Source organism: Candidatus Bathyarchaeota archaeon, from assembly GCA_030739585.1.
Classification (GTDB): Archaea; Thermoproteota; Bathyarchaeia; order TCS64; family TCS64.
The window spans coordinates 17,368-32,445 of record JASLYX010000002.1 but is presented as its reverse complement, the minus strand read 5'-3'; the positions used below and the strand labels follow the sequence as shown (position 1 = coordinate 32,445).

Genomic DNA, 15,078 nt, shown 5'->3' with positions numbered 1-15,078 from the left:
CCCCTCTCAAGGCGTGAAAAGGACTTTGCATCCCGCCTTTGACTTGGCTATTCCGAAGGCCTGATCCGCCTCATCCAAGGAGAACCTGTGCGTCACGAGGTCAGTGGCTTTGATTCGCCCCGACCGGAGGAGGTCAATGGACTCCTCAAAGTTCTCTGCCCTCGCGTCATAGGCCCCAGCTAGGGTTATCTCCCTACGAACTATTTCGGTCATAGGGATAGGTATCTCTCCTGGGAATATACCCACGATGGTGATGTGTCCCCTCTTCCTCACTAACCTGATAGCCTGGTGCACCGCTGATGAGGCCCCAACCGCTACCAATGCTATGTCAGCGCCCCTCTTCGAGGTGCGCCCCAATACAAGGGCAACTGGATCCCCCTCGTCGATGTTCACAGCCTCGAGACCCAGCTTCTTCGCGATCTTGAATCGTTCGGTGTCCACACTTATCCCAGTCATAAGCACATTAGCCCCCGCGAGTCGCAGGAGTTGGGCAGAGAATAGTCCTATGGGGCCTATACCTAGGACTACGGCAAGGTCTCCGAGGTTAACCGGGGTCACGTCGTTGACGAAGTGAGCCGCGTTGCTCAGAGGCTCCACCAGGGCGGCCTCCTCGAATGATAGCCCCTCGGGGATCTGGTATAGGCCCCCTTGGGGCACCGAGATGTACTCCGAGAATCCCCCGTCTTGATGTATTCCGAAGAGACTAGAGAACTCGCAAAGATTGTCCATACCAGCGACGCAGAACCGGCACTTCCTACATGAGACTATGGACCGGCTCAGCACCCTGTTCCCGACTGAGTATGCATCGACTCCCTCACCAATGGCCTCAACCACCCCGGAGAACTCGTGACCCATCACCACCGGTAGCTCCATGCCTGAGTATGCAGAGGTGAAATCATATATCCCCAAGTCGCTCCCGCAGATGGATGCTGCCCTCACACGGACAAGAACTTCTCCAGGCCCTGCCACGGGGATGTCCATCTCCCTGACCTCGACACCTGGCTCCGGCCTTGCCTTCACGACAGCCTTCAAGTCGATGACAACTTGACCTAAAATCTCTTAACGGTTTCCCAAGGGAAGACTAAGTGTTGACACTGGAGATGGATGCACATGAATGACATGGAGCGAAGGGTGCTGAAGAGTATAAACACCGATTCCATGTTGGAGTACCTGCAGGAGATAGTCTCAATCCCCAGCTATGGAGGCAGAGAGTCCTCAGCCCAGAGGAATGTCGCCGCGAAGCTAAGAGAGTTGGGTCTAAACGTCGATATCTGGGATCTAGACTTCGACACCCTTCGAAGCCATCCTGGCTTCAGTATGTCCATCCAACGGGAGGAGGGACTCGGAGTCGTAGGCACCCTAAAAGGCACGGAAAAGGACCGTAGTCTCATCTTCAACGGTCACATTGACACCGTAGCCCTAGGGAAAGAGGAGAACTGGAGGCATCCCCCGCTGGAGGGTATCGTGGTACGCGATAGGATTTATGGCAGGGGGGTCGCCGATATGAAGGGGGGTCTCTGTTGCGCCATCTACGCCGCAAAGGCAATTATCGACGTCGGTGTCAAGTTGAAGGGGGATCTCTCTATCCAGAGCGTCATCGGGGAGGAGGACGGCGGAGTCGGGGCCCTCTCAACCGTCCTCAGGGGACACATCGCCGACGCCGCCATAGTCATGGAGCCAACCGAGGGGAAGGTGGCCCCCGCCCACTCGGGCGCTCTCGCGTTCACCGTTGAGGTGTCGGGGCGCTCTGCCCACGCCTGCATCAGGGAGGAGGGGGTGAGTGCTATTGAAAAGTTCATAATCCTCTTCAAGGTCCTTAGAGATCTTGAGACTAGGAGGAATAAAGGGATCGATGACCCCCTTTATACCCGCTACGGAATCCCTTACCCAATAAACGTTGGAACTATCCAAGGAGGCAACTGGCCCGGATCCGTCCCCGAGAGTCTTGTCTTCCAGGGGAGAGTTGGTGTCATCGTGGGGGAAAGAGTCAAGGACGCCAGAAGGAGCGTTGAGGAGGCCATAGCCGCCGAGACGGACCCATGGTTAAAAGAGAACCCTCCGAGGCTGGACTGGAACGGATATCAGTTCGACTCAGCTAACATCGAGACTAACCACCCCATCGTAGAGAAGGTGCAGAGAGCATACTCTGATGCTACAGGGAAACAGGCGCAGCTAGAGGGGATGACTTACGCCTCCGACATGCGCCACCTTGTGAACACGGGGGGTGTCCCCACGGTCCTGTTCGGCCCCGGGGACGTGAGGCAGGCCCATACGTCTGATGAGTACGTCGAAATTGAGGGGCTGGTGACCGCCGCAAGGGTCCTTGCCCTCACCGCCCTCAGGTTCTGTGGATACGAGGAGCCCTGAGGCCCCACAACCTATTTTTTAGTGAGGAAAAGGGAAGTAAATAGAATTCCGGGGAGAGGACTTGAAGAAGCTTGGACTTATCGTAAACCCCGTGGCTGGGATGGGGGGCCGGGTCGGGCTTAAGGGCACCGACGGGCAGGAGACATTGGATAAGGCGAGGGAACTCGGTGCAGTCTCCATTGCTCCGAGCCGCGCAGTCGAAGCGTTGATGAGGCTCGTATCCCTCAAGGACTCGATAGAGATCATCACATACCCTCACGAGATGGGAGAAGAAGAAGCAAGAGGGGCGGGCTTCGATCCCACTGTTATCGGCGAGATCACCAAAGGGAACACAACCTCTAATGACACCAGGGCAGCCGCCAAGGAGATCATGATGCTGGGCGTCGATCTTATTCTGTTTGCCGGGGGGGATGGCACCGCTCGAGACATTCATGCAGCGGTGAATGGAAAGGTCCCTGTCCTCGGCATCCCTGCTGGCGTCAAGATCCAGTCAGGAGTGTTTGCCATCAACCCCACCCGGGCCGGAGACATCGCAGTGAAATATATGAAGGGGGATCTGACAACCGTCCAAGAGCTCGAGGTGATGGATATTGACGAGGAGGCCTACAGGAATAATAGGCTCTCCGCTCGGCTCTATGGTTACCTTAGGGTCGTTTACGAGGAGGCGCTGGTCCAGGGCTCCAAAGAGGCCACCAGGGGTTCCGAGGAGATCAGGCTAGAGGCCATTGCAAGCGAGGTGGTGGAGGGGATGGAGGTGGACACCCTCTATATTATTGGCCCCGGCACCACTACGAGGCCCATCGCCAAAGAGCTGGGGCTTGAAAAAACCCTGCTCGGGGTGGATGTTATTGAGAACGGGAGCCTTGTGGCCTCTGATGTGAACGAAAAGATGCTCCTCACGCTCATCGAGGGAAAACGGGCAAAGATCATTGTCACAATCATCGGAGGGCAGGGATTTATCCTAGGTAGGGGAAACCAGCAGATTAGCCCAGAGGTGATCAGGAGCGTGGGGGAGAAGAATCTGATTATCGTCGCGTCCCCCGGGAAGCTAGCTAACCTCAAAGGTAGAACTCTTTTGGTGGACACTGGGGACCCTGAAGTGGATAAGATGCTTACTGGCTACCGCAAGGTTATCATTGGGTACGCCAGGAGATCTGTCTACAAGGTCAGGGCACAATAATCCCTATTTCGGGGGTAGGACTAAGGAACTCCTCCTGGAGAGCGTTATCACCCTCAACGACCATGATGACCCCCGTGATGTACGGGGACTCATACAAGGTGAAGAAGAGCACCAGCTCTCCCACCTCCTCCGGAGTCCACTGTTGCCTCCACGGAATCTTAAGCCCGATCTCCCGGAGCATCTCTTGTTTCACATCAAGGACTGGGTTGGGAATATAAGGGTGAATGAAATCATCGCCACCCCTTGGTAAATCGTTTCGTATGGAAACCGGCTAATAATATTATCCTTTGGATGAGAAAAAGACTCGGTCGAAAAAGAGGGGGATAAGTGGAGTGATCGGAGGAAGCTATTTCCTCTGCTCGGGGACCAGGTTCGGAGGAGTCCTCCCCTCCAGAAATGCCCTCACATTCATGGCGTCAACCTCCGCCATCTTCCTACGGGTCTCCACTGTAGCTGAGCCGATGTGGGACGTGAGTACTGTATACCCCAACCCAGCTAACTCGTCTCCGGCGGGCAAAGGCTCCTCTTCGAACACGTCTAAAGCGGCGCCACCGATCTGTCCTTTCTTCAGGGCCTCGACAAGTGCTGCCTGGTCAATTACAGGCCCCCGGGAGGTGTTGATGATGATCGCATTCTCCTTCATCAGTTTGAGCTCCCTGCTGCTGATGAGATGCCTCGTCGACGGAATCAGCGGGACGTGGATTGTGACGATATCAGAGCCTGTAAGCAGCTCATCGAGCTTCACGTATCTCATCCCCAAAGACTCCTCAAGGTCCTTCCGCCTGTAGATGTCAGAGTATACGATGACAACGTCGAAGCCTTGGGCTCTCTTCGCGACCTCAATGCCGATCCTCCCGAGTCCGATGATGCCTAGAATCTTCCCTTTGAGGTCTCTACCTAGGGGGAGGCTCCGAGTCCTTCCAGCCCAGCCCTCCCTCACGTATCTATCGGACTCGATGATGCCACGCATCTGGGAGAGAATAAGCCCCCACGTGAGGTCAGCCACGGCCCCAGATAAAATCCCTGGAGTGTGGGTGACATAGATACCTCGCTTGGTGCAGGCCTTGACGTCAACACTATCATAGCCGACCCCGAACCTCGCCACGATCCCAAGCTTGGGGGCCTTGTCTAGGAAGTCGTCATCGACAGTCTCCATACCTGCAATCAATGCATCAGCTTCCTTCAGCTCCTTGAAATATGACTCATCCATCGGGGATTCATAGGTCACTTCAGCAAGGTCCATAAGCCCTTCAGCGAGGTCTTTAGGGAAGTTGATCTTCCCGGTTCCCACCAGCACTTTACTCAAATCCGGTTCACGGTCGGTTTAGACGCCAAAAGAATAAAACCTTAGCGTCCATCAAAGGGTCTCGGCAGGATAGATTTCAGTGATCTGAAATACTCAAGCCCACTATACGGGTATAGAGAGCATTGGTATTGCCCCCTTTGTTTAAAACGAAAGTGTTAAAAGTCTTGATCCTGCTGAGATTTTAAAATCGAGTGAGAGAAAATGGGTTTCCGTGACAAGTTCAAAAATGCGGATAACGCTCTTACTTTCAACGACGTGATTCTTCTCCCTGGATGGACGAACGTAGAGCCTGAAGAGGCGTTAGTGAAGACCCATGTAACGCCCAACATCCCCCTTAATGCCCCCTTTATTGCTAGCCCTATGGACACCGTTACCGAGAGCGAAATGGCCATCGCTCTTGCTAGGAACGGCTGTCTGGGGGCCCTCCACAGGAACTGTACCGCGGAGGAGGAGGTAGACATGGCCAGGGCGGTGAAGCGTGCCGAGGCCCTCATTATAAGAGATGTCGTCACGGTGAACTCTGAGGACACCGTTGAAGAGATCCTAGGACTGATGAATGAGCACAATATCAGCGGATTCCCTGTCGTGGGGAACGGGGATAACCTTACGGGTATCGTCACTTTGCGAGACGTCCGCCTCGCAAACAAGGTGCTCAAGGTTAGCGAGGTTATGACCGAAAACGTGATTACGGGCACCGAGGAGACGAGCCTCGAAGAGGCGATGAGAATTCTCCACGAGCACAAGATCGAGAAGCTCCCTATTGTAGATGAAAAGGGAAGGGTCAGTGGTCTCATGACGATGAAGGATATCACACTCAAAGGAACCTACCCTGAAGCACTCAGAGATGAAGAGGGACGCCTGATCTGTGCCGCTGCGACTTCACCCTTCGACCTGGATAGGGCTAAGGCCCTCGACGCGTATGTGGATATCATCATTATGGACGTCGCCCACTTCCACAATAAGAACTGTTTCGAGGCAACAAAAAAAATCCTCAAGGAGACCAAAGCGGAGGTTATTGTCGGAAACATCGGCACCTACGAGGCCGCGGAGGACTGCCTGACCAAGCTAGACGGAGTTGCTGGGCTCCGGGTCGGAATTGGGAGCGGTAGCATATGTAGCACTAGCGTCGTGACCCGGGCCGGGGCGCCCACCCTGTATGCGGTTTCCCAAGCAGCGGACGCAGTGAAGGACTATGGCTCTGATGTCCCGATCATCGCAGACGGGGGCCTCAGGAACCCGGGAGATATAGCAGTTGCCCTCGCAGTGGGGGCCTCATGTGCCATGATGGGGAACGTCTTTGCGGGCTGCAGCGAAAGCCCGGGGAGGCTCGTGGCACTGGAGGGCAGATATTACAAAGAGTATTATGGTATGGGGAGCCCCAGAGCCAGGAGGAAACGTTTCGTCCAGGACAGATACTCCCAACCGAGTAAGGCCATTTCCGAGGGCGTGGAGGGCTGGGTTCCTTACCGGGGGCCGGTCACCGATATTCTCAGCGAATTCGTGGGTGGCCTTAAAGCCGCGATGGGATACATCGGGGCGAGGACTGTTCCCGAGATCTGGGACAAGGCGAAGCTCGCACGGATCACATCACGGGGGGCTAAGGAGATAGCGCCCCATGATGTCATGAGACCAGGCCCCAATAGGGAACTCTGACTCACATTTTCAACATCCAACCATATTCCGATACATGGAAGGTTTCACAAAAAGGAGGGAAAAAATGTCCCTGAGATTTAAGGAATAGATCTTGGCTGAGAAAAGCCGAAAACAAGCCCGCTGGCAAGACCATCACAAGGCTCCTATGTCACGTTAACCCTGACTTATCATCTTAGAGGATTCAGAGTTGATAACGGGGGTTTGGTCCGCATAGTGAAAAGGAGCGTCGACTATTCAGAGGATTACCATTTCGACAACCCACCAGATTCAGGTTACACCATGGTCTCTATCAACACGAACATGCGTCTTAGTTATAACTGAAACCACAGGGGTCACATCTGCCCCTAGAGAGGAGCTTAATAGGTGAACAAAATCTGGGACGCTCTATATCCAGAGAATACTGTTACCATGATGAGGGAAGACAGAAGCGGAAGCGATCTTGGGTTTAGGTTCCAGATATTTAGGGAGGTGGAACGTACCATCAAGGACGTTAATGCGCAACGATCGCGAAAGACTCTTTTCCGGGGTACAGGCATCAAACCACCAGAGCGGATCCCTACTCACCTTATTTACCATTATGCACCTGCATGGCTTCCATCCTTCAGTAGGTTTCAAGCTTAACTTAGAATGACAGTTATGGAAAGGCTCATTTAGGGGATGCGCAGGCTGAGGAACTGTCCAGGAGTTGGATTGTGTGATACAAAGAGCGTTTATCAGTGTTTATGACAAGAGCGGCCTAAAGGAGCTAGTAACGGCCCTAAGAGGCTTCGGGGTCGAGATTGTGAGCTCCGGGGGCACAGCGCGAAGGATAAGGAATATTGGATATGAGGAGCTCGTAGAGGTCTCCGTCTACACAGGCCACCCTGAAAGTCCCGGGGGGCTCGTGAAGACACTGCACCCCAAGGTCCACGGGGGTCTCCTCCTCGACAAGGATGATGAGACCCACATTGTATGGATGAATGAGAACGGGGTGAAGCCCATCGACCTAGTGGTGAGTAACTTCTACCCCTTCAAGGAGGCCGCGGCAAGAGGCGCCGACCTGGTTTCGGCTGTTGAGAACATCGACATCGGAGGACCCACTTTGGTCCGCTCCGCTGCAAAGGCGGCCTTGCTTTATGACTCCGTTATTGTGGTTACCGAGCCTGCCCAGTACCCTGAGACCATAAAGGCTCTCGAAAAAAACGAGGGGGAATTCACAACCGATATGCGGAAATATTATGCTCTCAAGGCATTTAAACAGACAAAGAAATACGACTTAGCTATCGTAAACTACCTGGAGAAGAACTAAGGTGTCAAAGCCAAAATCGCTGAGGAAGAGTTACAGGACGAGGATTGAGGAAGGCTTTCCCGAGACCATGAAACTTGTGATAGGTGATGAGGAGATCGAGTATACCAAGTCCAAAAGTCTCAGGTACGGTGAGAACCCCCACCAGCCAGCCGCCTTCTACAGTCCCAGTAGGGGCCCCCTCACCACGGGAGCCATGAAGGTACTAAAGACGGGGAAGGGGGGGCTCAGCCAGACCAACCTTGAGGACGTCAACAACAGCATGAACATCGTTCGCTACTTCGACGAGCCTGCCTGCGCGGTAATGAAACACCTTAATCCCTCAGGCGTAGCTACCTTAAGGGGACCCGGGGACACCCTAAGGGAGGTCTATGCTAGAGCACGGGACTGCGATAGTCTAGCAGCTTTTGGGAGTGTCGTAGGATTTAACACCAACGTCGACAAGGGGACAGCTGAGGAGATTCTAGCGAGCTACGTTGAGGGAGTCGTGGCTCCCGCATATGATAATAAAGCGCTCGAGCTGTTTGGGGAGAAGAAAGACCTCAGAGTGATCCAGGTCGATAACCTTAGGGAGATGAGCAGGTTTGCAGGGGAGCCCCTAAGACCCGTTATGGTCTCAATGCAGATGGACGGCTCCATCGTCCTCTCCGCCCCTATGCTCACAAAAATTAGGGGTCCCAAGGACCTCCGGGTTGTCACTGAGAGAAGGCCTACGGACGAACAATTCGCCGACCTTATCTTCTCATGGTACGTCTGCATGAACGTCCGTAGCAATGGAGTTGTTATCTCAAAGGGCAGGGCGACCCTCGGGGTTAGCACCGGCCAGCAGGACAGGATCGCCGCGGTGAGGTTAGCCCTAGAGAAAGTGATGGCAAGAGGGCATGGTGAAGAGCTTCCCGGCTCGGTGCTAGCCTCTGACGGCTTCTTTCCCTTCAGGGATAGCATCGATCTCTTAGCGGATTATGGTGTGGCCGCCTGCGTACAGCCGGGTGGATCGATACGAGACAGGTCGGTCAGGAAGGCCAGCGATGAGAACGGAATCGCAATGGTGTTAACCGATGAACGTTGCTTCAGGCATTTCTAGGTACCATACCTAAAAAAAGTTTTATCGTTCAGAACCGTTGAATCTAGAGTTTCCCGTTTCAAGCGTATATAATAGATGAAACAAACTGGGGGATCTGCAATATCAAATGCAACGCGTGTTAGGACTATCCTGCCACCCAGGCAAATTATGCCTCATGCTTTGGTTCAGTGTAGTTGTGAAGAGCTGGTCAGGCAATGAGCTTCCTCTAACTCTCGATGATATCATATGCGACAGCTGTCACGCCAAGAGGATTGCAAAATTCACTCGAGTGCCCCACTAGGATCTACAACCTATGGAAAAATGGGGTCGCTAACGCGCGCGTCTCAAGCAAGCTCCCGCCATAGGGGTGAGGTGGAACAATGGGGGCCCCCAGCAGGTCGAGATAGCTATCCGGCCATTCCTTCACGGTTATCCCCTGATCCCTAAGGGTCTTGTTCGTGGCGTTGTTCCTCTCGAATGCGACGACAAGACCGGGCCTGATCGTGACAATGTTAGAGGCTCCTCGCGCCTGCTCCATCAGGGCTAACATCAGATGCTCAACATCATTTTCACGCTCAGGGAGCCCCCCCGACATAGATTATGCCGTCAGGCTCGAGCTTTTCCTCCTCGATAAGGTAGTCGACCAAGCTAGCCTTTCGTCTCACCAGCTCAGGACCACTCTTCCCCTTGGTGTAGACTGCGCAGCTCCCAGCATCCTTGAAGTCGTGGGGATGGACCACGGGCTCCATGGATCTGTCATCCGCCTCGCTCCCCATCCTTACTGCCTCCAGGGTCTTGAGGAACAGCCCCCTTGGAGGCATATCCGGGACGAGATCGCTCTCGAAGAAATATGGCATAACCAGTGCTCTTCCCCTTGCCAGATAGTTGATGACTACATCGAGATGCATATAATTAGAGGCAGGATAGTCGGGCATCTTCACTGCCAAGATGTTCCGGATCTCCCCATTGCAATCCGCCTCGAAGAGTTTCCTCGCGGTCATCGTGAAACCGGTGAATGTGGATCTTTGGCCTAGACCTATCGCAATTGTCTCCTCGTCAATGATGTGTGTATCACCTCCCTCAATGCAAAGGGGTTCAGTGAATCCCGGATCCGCCTCGTTGGCGTCCCAGATCACATTCATCTTGTCCCTGAGCACAGGGTCATACTCGTAACATAATTTTACTACCCTAGGCTCAAAGCGGCGGCTGTAACGCCTCATGTTGCAAATTACTGTGCCCACTGGAGTGGTAAAGCTGGTATCCCGAGGATAGGGCCAGCCAACCCTCTGGAAGTCGGGGAGCACAACCCTATCGGCCTCCTCGTCGTAGTAGGCCTTGGAGGGATACCCCCAAAGGAGATGCTCGGCCGTGAGGTCCACGGGCTCCGGGGCGATGGACATCCCCTTCCAGACTGCCTTCACCATCTCCCGTCTCTCCCCCTCTGTGGCTCCATCAACGGCTTTCTCCAGAATCGATGCTACCTCAAAGACCTGGACCCCCTCCTCCTTAAGGAATCGGGGAAGCATCAACCATTGCTCCCGGCCCCCTTCGATATCGGCATGGGGGCACCGAACCAAGTAATTGGGGTTTGACTCGATTCCAACAAAGGGGAGCTTCCCCTCCCAGAACTGCTCTAAGGACTCCTGTACCAAGACGGCCCGGAGGGGGCCAGCCTCAGATCTGACTCTCCACATATAGGAATCCATTGGCCCTAAGGCCTTATGAAAATTGGTAGTTTAATAAGAAAAGAGACAATTGAAAACAAGCAAAGTTTTTGAAGGGTCCTGAATTATAACTTTTTTGCTTGAAACAATGGGATATTGTTAGTCCGTTTATGTATAGAAAAATAAAATCAAGTGGGTGTCCTTAAGCTTAAAGGTTAGAAAGACATAGCCGCTGATCCAATAAAAGATAAAACACCTGAAGGGAATAACTGAACGGATGAAGGGTTATCAAAAGCTCGCGGTGTTCCTAGCAGTGCTCCTCTTTTCCGTGGGGCTAATATCTGTCGCCATAGACATTCTGGGCGATATCACAAAAATCGAGTTCAACACCGGGACCAAGCGCGTACCTGGGGCCGATGTGGGCACCCAGAGGGGAAAAGGGGAACTGCGGCAAACTAAGGTACTACAGGTTGAGGGGGGTAATGGTAGAGGGAAGAGGATACTCTTCGAGATCGTTTATTCACCTGGGACTCGTTATCTGAGAACCTCCGTCGGGGCGGGATATGCGAATGGGACATGGGAGCCTGTAGAGGCAGGGGGATGGGTACCATATGGTGGGGAGGAGATGGAGCCCGAGCCCCGGGGAGCGGCGTTCGCGCAGAGGTTCTTCTTCACGGTTAGACCAATCTCCGCGATAATTGGGACCATCCCAGGGACCCTGTACACCATCCGCATCGGGGGACTTGAAGATATAGAGTACAACCATCACCTCGAGCTCTTCAACAGCATTGAGGCTCTCAACAGGACCTATGGGATCGATCGTGAGGTATACCGGTTCACGGAGCGAACCTTCAGATCTGCCAAGGATACCCCGTTCACAGATTATCTCGAGATCCCAGAGGAGAAGAGTGATAGTCTCAGGGAACTGGCACAAGGCATTGTTGTAGGTGTCTCCTCGCCTTACGAGAAGCTGAAGGCCCTCGAGGATTATCTCAAGTCAAAATATGAGTACAGCCAAGCCTATAAGAGGGCCCCAAATGGTACCGATCCAGTCGAGTGGTTCTTATTCGAGGAGAAGAAGGGGCTCTCCACCCAGTTTAACTCTGCTTTCGTCCTCCTAGCACGGAGCCTAGGCATGGCTGTGAGACCTGTCGCGGGATACCTTATCAAACCAGATGCAGACTTCCAGTTTGTGCTCCAAAGAGATGCCCACTTCTGGGCAGAGGTCCACTTTGAGGAGCTGGGCTGGATCACCTTTGATGCGACCCCTCAGAGGGAGGAGGAGAGGGATCCCAAGGTGAAAACTTATGAGACGGTGACCAACATCACATACAACGATCCTGTCGCCCTCAAAGGTGGGACATTCCAGGTCCACGGAACAGTTACCCTGAAAAACGGGACAGGGGTTCATGGTCTCACTGTGGAAGTCTTCCTCACCCTTAAAAAGAATGAGACTGACGCATCCTCGGGTTCAGGGATAGTCCGGAACGGGGTCTTCAACATCACGAGCGGTGCCGCTTCAGAGCTGGCAGTGGGAGACTACAACCTGATAGCCCATACCCTACCGGGAGGGGCCTATCGCGAGTCGTGGAGCGACCCCCCCATCAGGATCATGGCGGATACTAACCTTACTATTCAGGCCCCGCCAATGGCCTATGTTGGCAACCGGGTTTTGATCTACGGGATCTTGTTGGATAAATCCAATGGGCAGCCCATCCCGAACGCGACCCTCGCGATCACAGTGGATAGCGAGACCCGGAATCTCCGCACAGATAAGAACGGAAATATTCACATCAGCCACACCTTCGATAACATAGGGAACGAAACGGTAGAGCTAGTACTGGAAGACTCAGACTATTATATAGGCTCCAAGAGCAGCTTCGGGGTCGCTATTAGGATCCTCCCTTCGCTAAAGCCCAGCGTGTTCATGTTCATCACGACCTTTCCCTATAATCTGATTATCTTCATAGGATTCGCTGTTGTGATGTGGAGTGTTTTGACCCTTACACGCAAGAAGGAGGCCATTGCACAAACTGCCGTTGTCGAAGAGGTCGAAGAAGAGATTCCCCGAGAATACGGAGATTATAAGGAGGGGATAGTGAAACTCTTCAACTGGTTCTACACTAGATCTAGGAGAAGGCTTGTGGGGATCGATGACAGCTTGACACCGAGAGAGTTCCAGGACGCTGTCTTGCCTGGGATCCCAGAGAATGGGAGACCTGCCCTCGAGTACCTCATAACTGCTTTCGAGATTGCAGACTACAGCGCATCGAACCCAAGCCAGGAGATGTATGAGAAAAGCCTTGCTGCTGTCGAGCTGCTTGGAGGGATGATTGAATATGGAAAATAGAGAAGGCGTCCGCCGAACAGTGATCTGGGCTGCCTTAGCTGGGTTACTAGGCTGGTTAATCTATTTTAACGACCTTCGCCTCGGGGACCTCGGAAACTTCCTCCCCATGTCTGACCAGATGGCCAAGGCGAATATGGATATCATCCTGATTCCTCTTCTCACATCAATCACTATATTCTACATCGCGAGCATTATCTCCATCACACTGGAGGGGATACTCGCTGAGGTCCTGACAGGAACTCTCTATGCCGCGGGATTCGCCTCGTTCTTTGCCCTGTTTCTGGTCCTTCAACCAGGGCAAGCATTCTCTCAGGCGGGGCTACTTATCTCGGGGGCCTTTGGTGTGCTCCTAGTCTACAATGTTGTTTCGACTATTGCTCGGTTACGGAAATCCCTAGCCCTTAAAGCAGCGTCGATTAGCGCCACCATCTTCATGATAGGCCAGATCGTCCTGAAACTGATCTCACTCTTCATAAGCACCAGCGGAGCGTCGATGCCCCCTGGTATGGCGGAGGGGATCACGGGTTTCGTGAGCCTCGGCATCACCATCGCTGGGGTATTCACCCTATTTGCTATCTTTAAGTCCTCGAAGAACACCTACTTGGCTGCGACGGGTAATATCGCGGGGAACTATCTTTTCTCGGTCTCCCTAAGCCTCATAGGAGCCCTATACTTCGGGTTCTTCCTCGGAGGTCTCAAATCATACGCTCCGGGCATAGAGGACCTAAGCCCATATATTGAATGGACGGGCATCTGCGTCTTCGCGGCGATCATCTTCACCGTGATGCGCCGGGGAATGCAGGGATCCATCATAATCAAGAACCGCCGCGGGGAGTGGAAAAAACACATACAGGAGATCAGGACATACAAGGGGGATAGGTTCATTGGGTTCACTGAGGTTATCGACGACTTCGTGGATCGGGGAAACAGGGAGAGGCTCCTAGTACGGCTTGCACTATTCCTCTACGAGAACCAGGCAGACCACGACGAGATCTCGGGGCTTTTAGCCCCCCTGATCAACTATAGAGATGAGAATCCCCCAGAGATGGCCCGTTCGGGACGAGCTGAAGCGGTGGAAGAAGAAAATAAGCTGAGGCGCCTCAGCCTTCTCCAGAAAACGATAGGAAGAATAATTCCCCCCGGTTCAAGGGGGCCTGTGGAGGGCGGGGAATCCCTTCAGCAAGAATCGAGTAAAGTCACGGAATTAAGGAAAGAAATCTAAGATGAACGTATGGGAAGTAAAAGATGTCTGTACAAAGGTCCTAGACGGCATAGGTATGTACTTCGTAGGGAACAACCTATTGCTCAAGAAACTTCTGGCATCAGGCCTGGCCAACGGCCATATCCTCTTCGAAGACTACCCGGGCCTGGGTAAGACCCTCCTTGCAAAGGTCTTCGCAAGGGTTACAGGCTGCACCTGGGGAAGGGTCCAGTTTACCCCGGACCTTATGGCTGCTGATATCCTTGGAACCAGGGTCTGGAGGATGGCGGAGTCAAAGTTCGTATTGGAGAAGGGCCCTATTTTCACAAACATCCTTCTTGCTGATGAGATCAATAGGAGCCCACCAAAGACCCAGTCGGCCCTCCTAGAGGCGATGGAGGAGCGCCAAGTCACAATTGAGGGGGAGACCCACAAGCTCAGCGCTCCCTTTTTTGTCATCGCGACCCAGAACCCCATCGAACTCGAGGGCACCTATCCACTCCCTGAAGCCCAGATGGATAGATTCCTCATAAAGCTCAGCATGGGATATGTCCCCACAAAGGCCGAAGAGAGCCTCATATTGAAGCGACGCATCGGCTGGCGCAGGGATGACCCCACCAACTTCATTAAGCCGGTGACAGATCAGGCCCTCTTTGTTGCGATGCAGCAGTTCATCGAGACCGAGATATATGTCGATGACCAGATCATCGACTACATCAGCGATATTGTCAGGCTCACCCGGCGCCACCCTATGATTGAAGTAGGCGCCAGCCCGAGGGGGGGACTCAGCCTCCTTAAAGTGTCGAGAGCCCACGCTGCGATCGCGGGACGGAGTTTCGTGACCCCCGATGACGTCAAGATGTTTGTGAACAATGCTTTAGGCCACAGAATGATCATGAAGATGGAGTACGCCATCGAGGGGACGTTCAGCGTCTCCGCGATCCTGAAGGAGATCGTGGATCAGGTCGAGGTCCCCAAGGAGTTCACTTCCAATCCGTGAGGGGATTAG

General features: G+C 53.5%; 13 protein-coding genes. 8 read left to right on the top strand and 5 right to left on the bottom strand.

Annotation, left to right across the window (positions count from 1 at the left end; all coding sequences use genetic code 11):
• Window positions 1-6 precede the first annotated feature (6 nt).
• Window positions 7-1,032 carry an alcohol dehydrogenase catalytic domain-containing protein gene (locus tag QGG23_02415; protein ID MDP6048290.1) on the bottom strand — a complete coding sequence of 342 codons (1,026 nt, stop codon included), beginning with the start codon at window positions 1,030-1,032 and terminating at the stop codon, window positions 7-9.
• 78 nt (window positions 1,033-1,110) lie between these two features.
• Between QGG23_02415 and QGG23_02410 the strand changes: the two genes are divergently transcribed.
• Window positions 1,111-2,367, top strand: a complete 1,257-nt coding sequence (locus QGG23_02410; protein ID MDP6048289.1) for an ArgE/DapE family deacylase — start codon at window positions 1,111-1,113, stop codon at window positions 2,365-2,367.
• A 61-nt stretch (window positions 2,368-2,428) separates the two neighbouring features.
• Window positions 2,429-3,547 carry an ATP-NAD kinase family protein gene (locus tag QGG23_02405; protein MDP6048288.1) on the top strand — a complete coding sequence of 373 codons (1,119 nt, stop codon included), beginning with the start codon at window positions 2,429-2,431 and terminating at the stop codon, window positions 3,545-3,547.
• Here the strand turns inward: QGG23_02405 and QGG23_02400 are convergent.
• Complete coding sequence (locus tag QGG23_02400; protein MDP6048287.1) at window positions 3,534-3,740, bottom strand: hypothetical protein; 207 nt, start codon at window positions 3,738-3,740, stop codon at window positions 3,534-3,536. The genes QGG23_02405 and QGG23_02400 overlap by 14 nt on opposite strands.
• Window positions 3,741-3,893: 153 nt before the next feature.
• Window positions 3,894-4,844 carry a D-glycerate dehydrogenase gene (locus tag QGG23_02395; protein ID MDP6048286.1) on the bottom strand — a complete coding sequence of 317 codons (951 nt, stop codon included), beginning with the start codon at window positions 4,842-4,844 and terminating at the stop codon, window positions 3,894-3,896.
• Between the two features lie 210 nt (window positions 4,845-5,054).
• On the opposite strand from QGG23_02395, the gene QGG23_02390 reads away from it, so the two are divergent.
• The 3 genes from QGG23_02390 to QGG23_02380 all read left to right on the top strand — a co-directional run bounded on the left by QGG23_02390 (window position 5,055) and on the right by QGG23_02380 (window position 8,875).
• A complete protein-coding gene (locus QGG23_02390; protein MDP6048285.1) occupies window positions 5,055-6,506 on the top strand; it encodes an IMP dehydrogenase in 1,452 nt (483 codons plus the stop codon).
• A gap of 694 nt (window positions 6,507-7,200) precedes the next feature.
• Window positions 7,201-7,794 carry an IMP cyclohydrolase gene (locus QGG23_02385; GenBank protein ID MDP6048284.1) on the top strand — a complete coding sequence of 198 codons (594 nt, stop codon included), beginning with the start codon at window positions 7,201-7,203 and terminating at the stop codon, window positions 7,792-7,794.
• Window position 7,795: 1 nt separating this feature from the next.
• Window positions 7,796-8,875: an IMP cyclohydrolase gene (locus tag QGG23_02380; GenBank protein ID MDP6048283.1), complete on the top strand. Its 1,080-nt coding sequence runs from the start codon at window positions 7,796-7,798 to the stop codon at window positions 8,873-8,875.
• Between the two features lie 283 nt (window positions 8,876-9,158).
• On the opposite strand, the gene QGG23_02375 is transcribed toward QGG23_02380, so the two are convergent.
• Together QGG23_02375 and QGG23_02370 are read right to left on the bottom strand one after the other, a co-directional pair.
• Window positions 9,159-9,449 (bottom strand): arginine deiminase family protein, encoded by a 291-nt coding sequence (locus QGG23_02375; GenBank protein ID MDP6048282.1) that lies wholly within the window; start codon window positions 9,447-9,449, stop codon window positions 9,159-9,161.
• Entirely contained in the window at window positions 9,430-10,560 is a 1,131-nt protein-coding gene (locus QGG23_02370) for an arginine deiminase family protein (protein ID MDP6048281.1), read from the bottom strand. The genes QGG23_02375 and QGG23_02370 overlap by 20 nt, the downstream gene beginning before the upstream one ends.
• Window positions 10,561-10,795: 235 nt before the next feature.
• Here QGG23_02370 and QGG23_02365 point away from each other — a divergent pair, with 235 nt between their 5' ends.
• The 3 genes from QGG23_02365 to QGG23_02355 are packed head-to-tail and all read left to right on the top strand — an operon-like array spanning window position 10,796 to window position 15,069.
• Window positions 10,796-12,868, top strand: a complete 2,073-nt coding sequence (locus tag QGG23_02365; GenBank protein MDP6048280.1) for a transglutaminase domain-containing protein — start codon at window positions 10,796-10,798, stop codon at window positions 12,866-12,868.
• The gene (locus tag QGG23_02360) at window positions 12,858-14,090 is read left to right on the top strand and encodes a hypothetical protein (protein MDP6048279.1); all 1,233 of its coding nucleotides are present in this window, start codon (window positions 12,858-12,860) and stop codon (window positions 14,088-14,090) included. The genes QGG23_02365 and QGG23_02360 overlap by 11 nt, the downstream gene beginning before the upstream one ends.
• Window position 14,091: 1 nt before the next feature.
• Window positions 14,092-15,069 carry a MoxR family ATPase gene (locus tag QGG23_02355; GenBank protein MDP6048278.1) on the top strand — a complete coding sequence of 326 codons (978 nt, stop codon included), beginning with the start codon at window positions 14,092-14,094 and terminating at the stop codon, window positions 15,067-15,069.
• Window positions 15,070-15,078: the final 9 nt, after the last annotated feature.

What these genes read in the sequence shown, in the direction of transcription:
- QGG23_02355 (MDP6048278.1), top strand. Translation starts at nt 14,092, where the DNA reads ATGAACGTATGGGAAGTAAAAGATGTCTGTACAAAGGTCCTAGACGGC.
- QGG23_02390 (MDP6048285.1), top strand. Translation starts at nt 5,055, where the DNA reads ATGGGTTTCCGTGACAAGTTCAAAAATGCGGATAACGCTCTTACTTTC.
- QGG23_02410 (MDP6048289.1), top strand. Translation starts at nt 1,111, where the DNA reads ATGAATGACATGGAGCGAAGGGTGCTGAAGAGTATAAACACCGATTCC.
- QGG23_02360 (MDP6048279.1), top strand. Translation starts at nt 12,858, where the DNA reads ATGGAAAATAGAGAAGGCGTCCGCCGAACAGTGATCTGGGCTGCCTTA.
- QGG23_02365 (MDP6048280.1), top strand. Translation starts at nt 10,796, where the DNA reads ATGAAGGGTTATCAAAAGCTCGCGGTGTTCCTAGCAGTGCTCCTCTTT.
- QGG23_02370 (MDP6048281.1), bottom strand. Translation starts at nt 10,560, where the DNA reads ATGGATTCCTATATGTGGAGAGTCAGATCTGAGGCTGGCCCCCTCCGG.
- QGG23_02375 (MDP6048282.1), bottom strand. Translation starts at nt 9,449, where the DNA reads ATGTCGGGGGGGCTCCCTGAGCGTGAAAATGATGTTGAGCATCTGATG.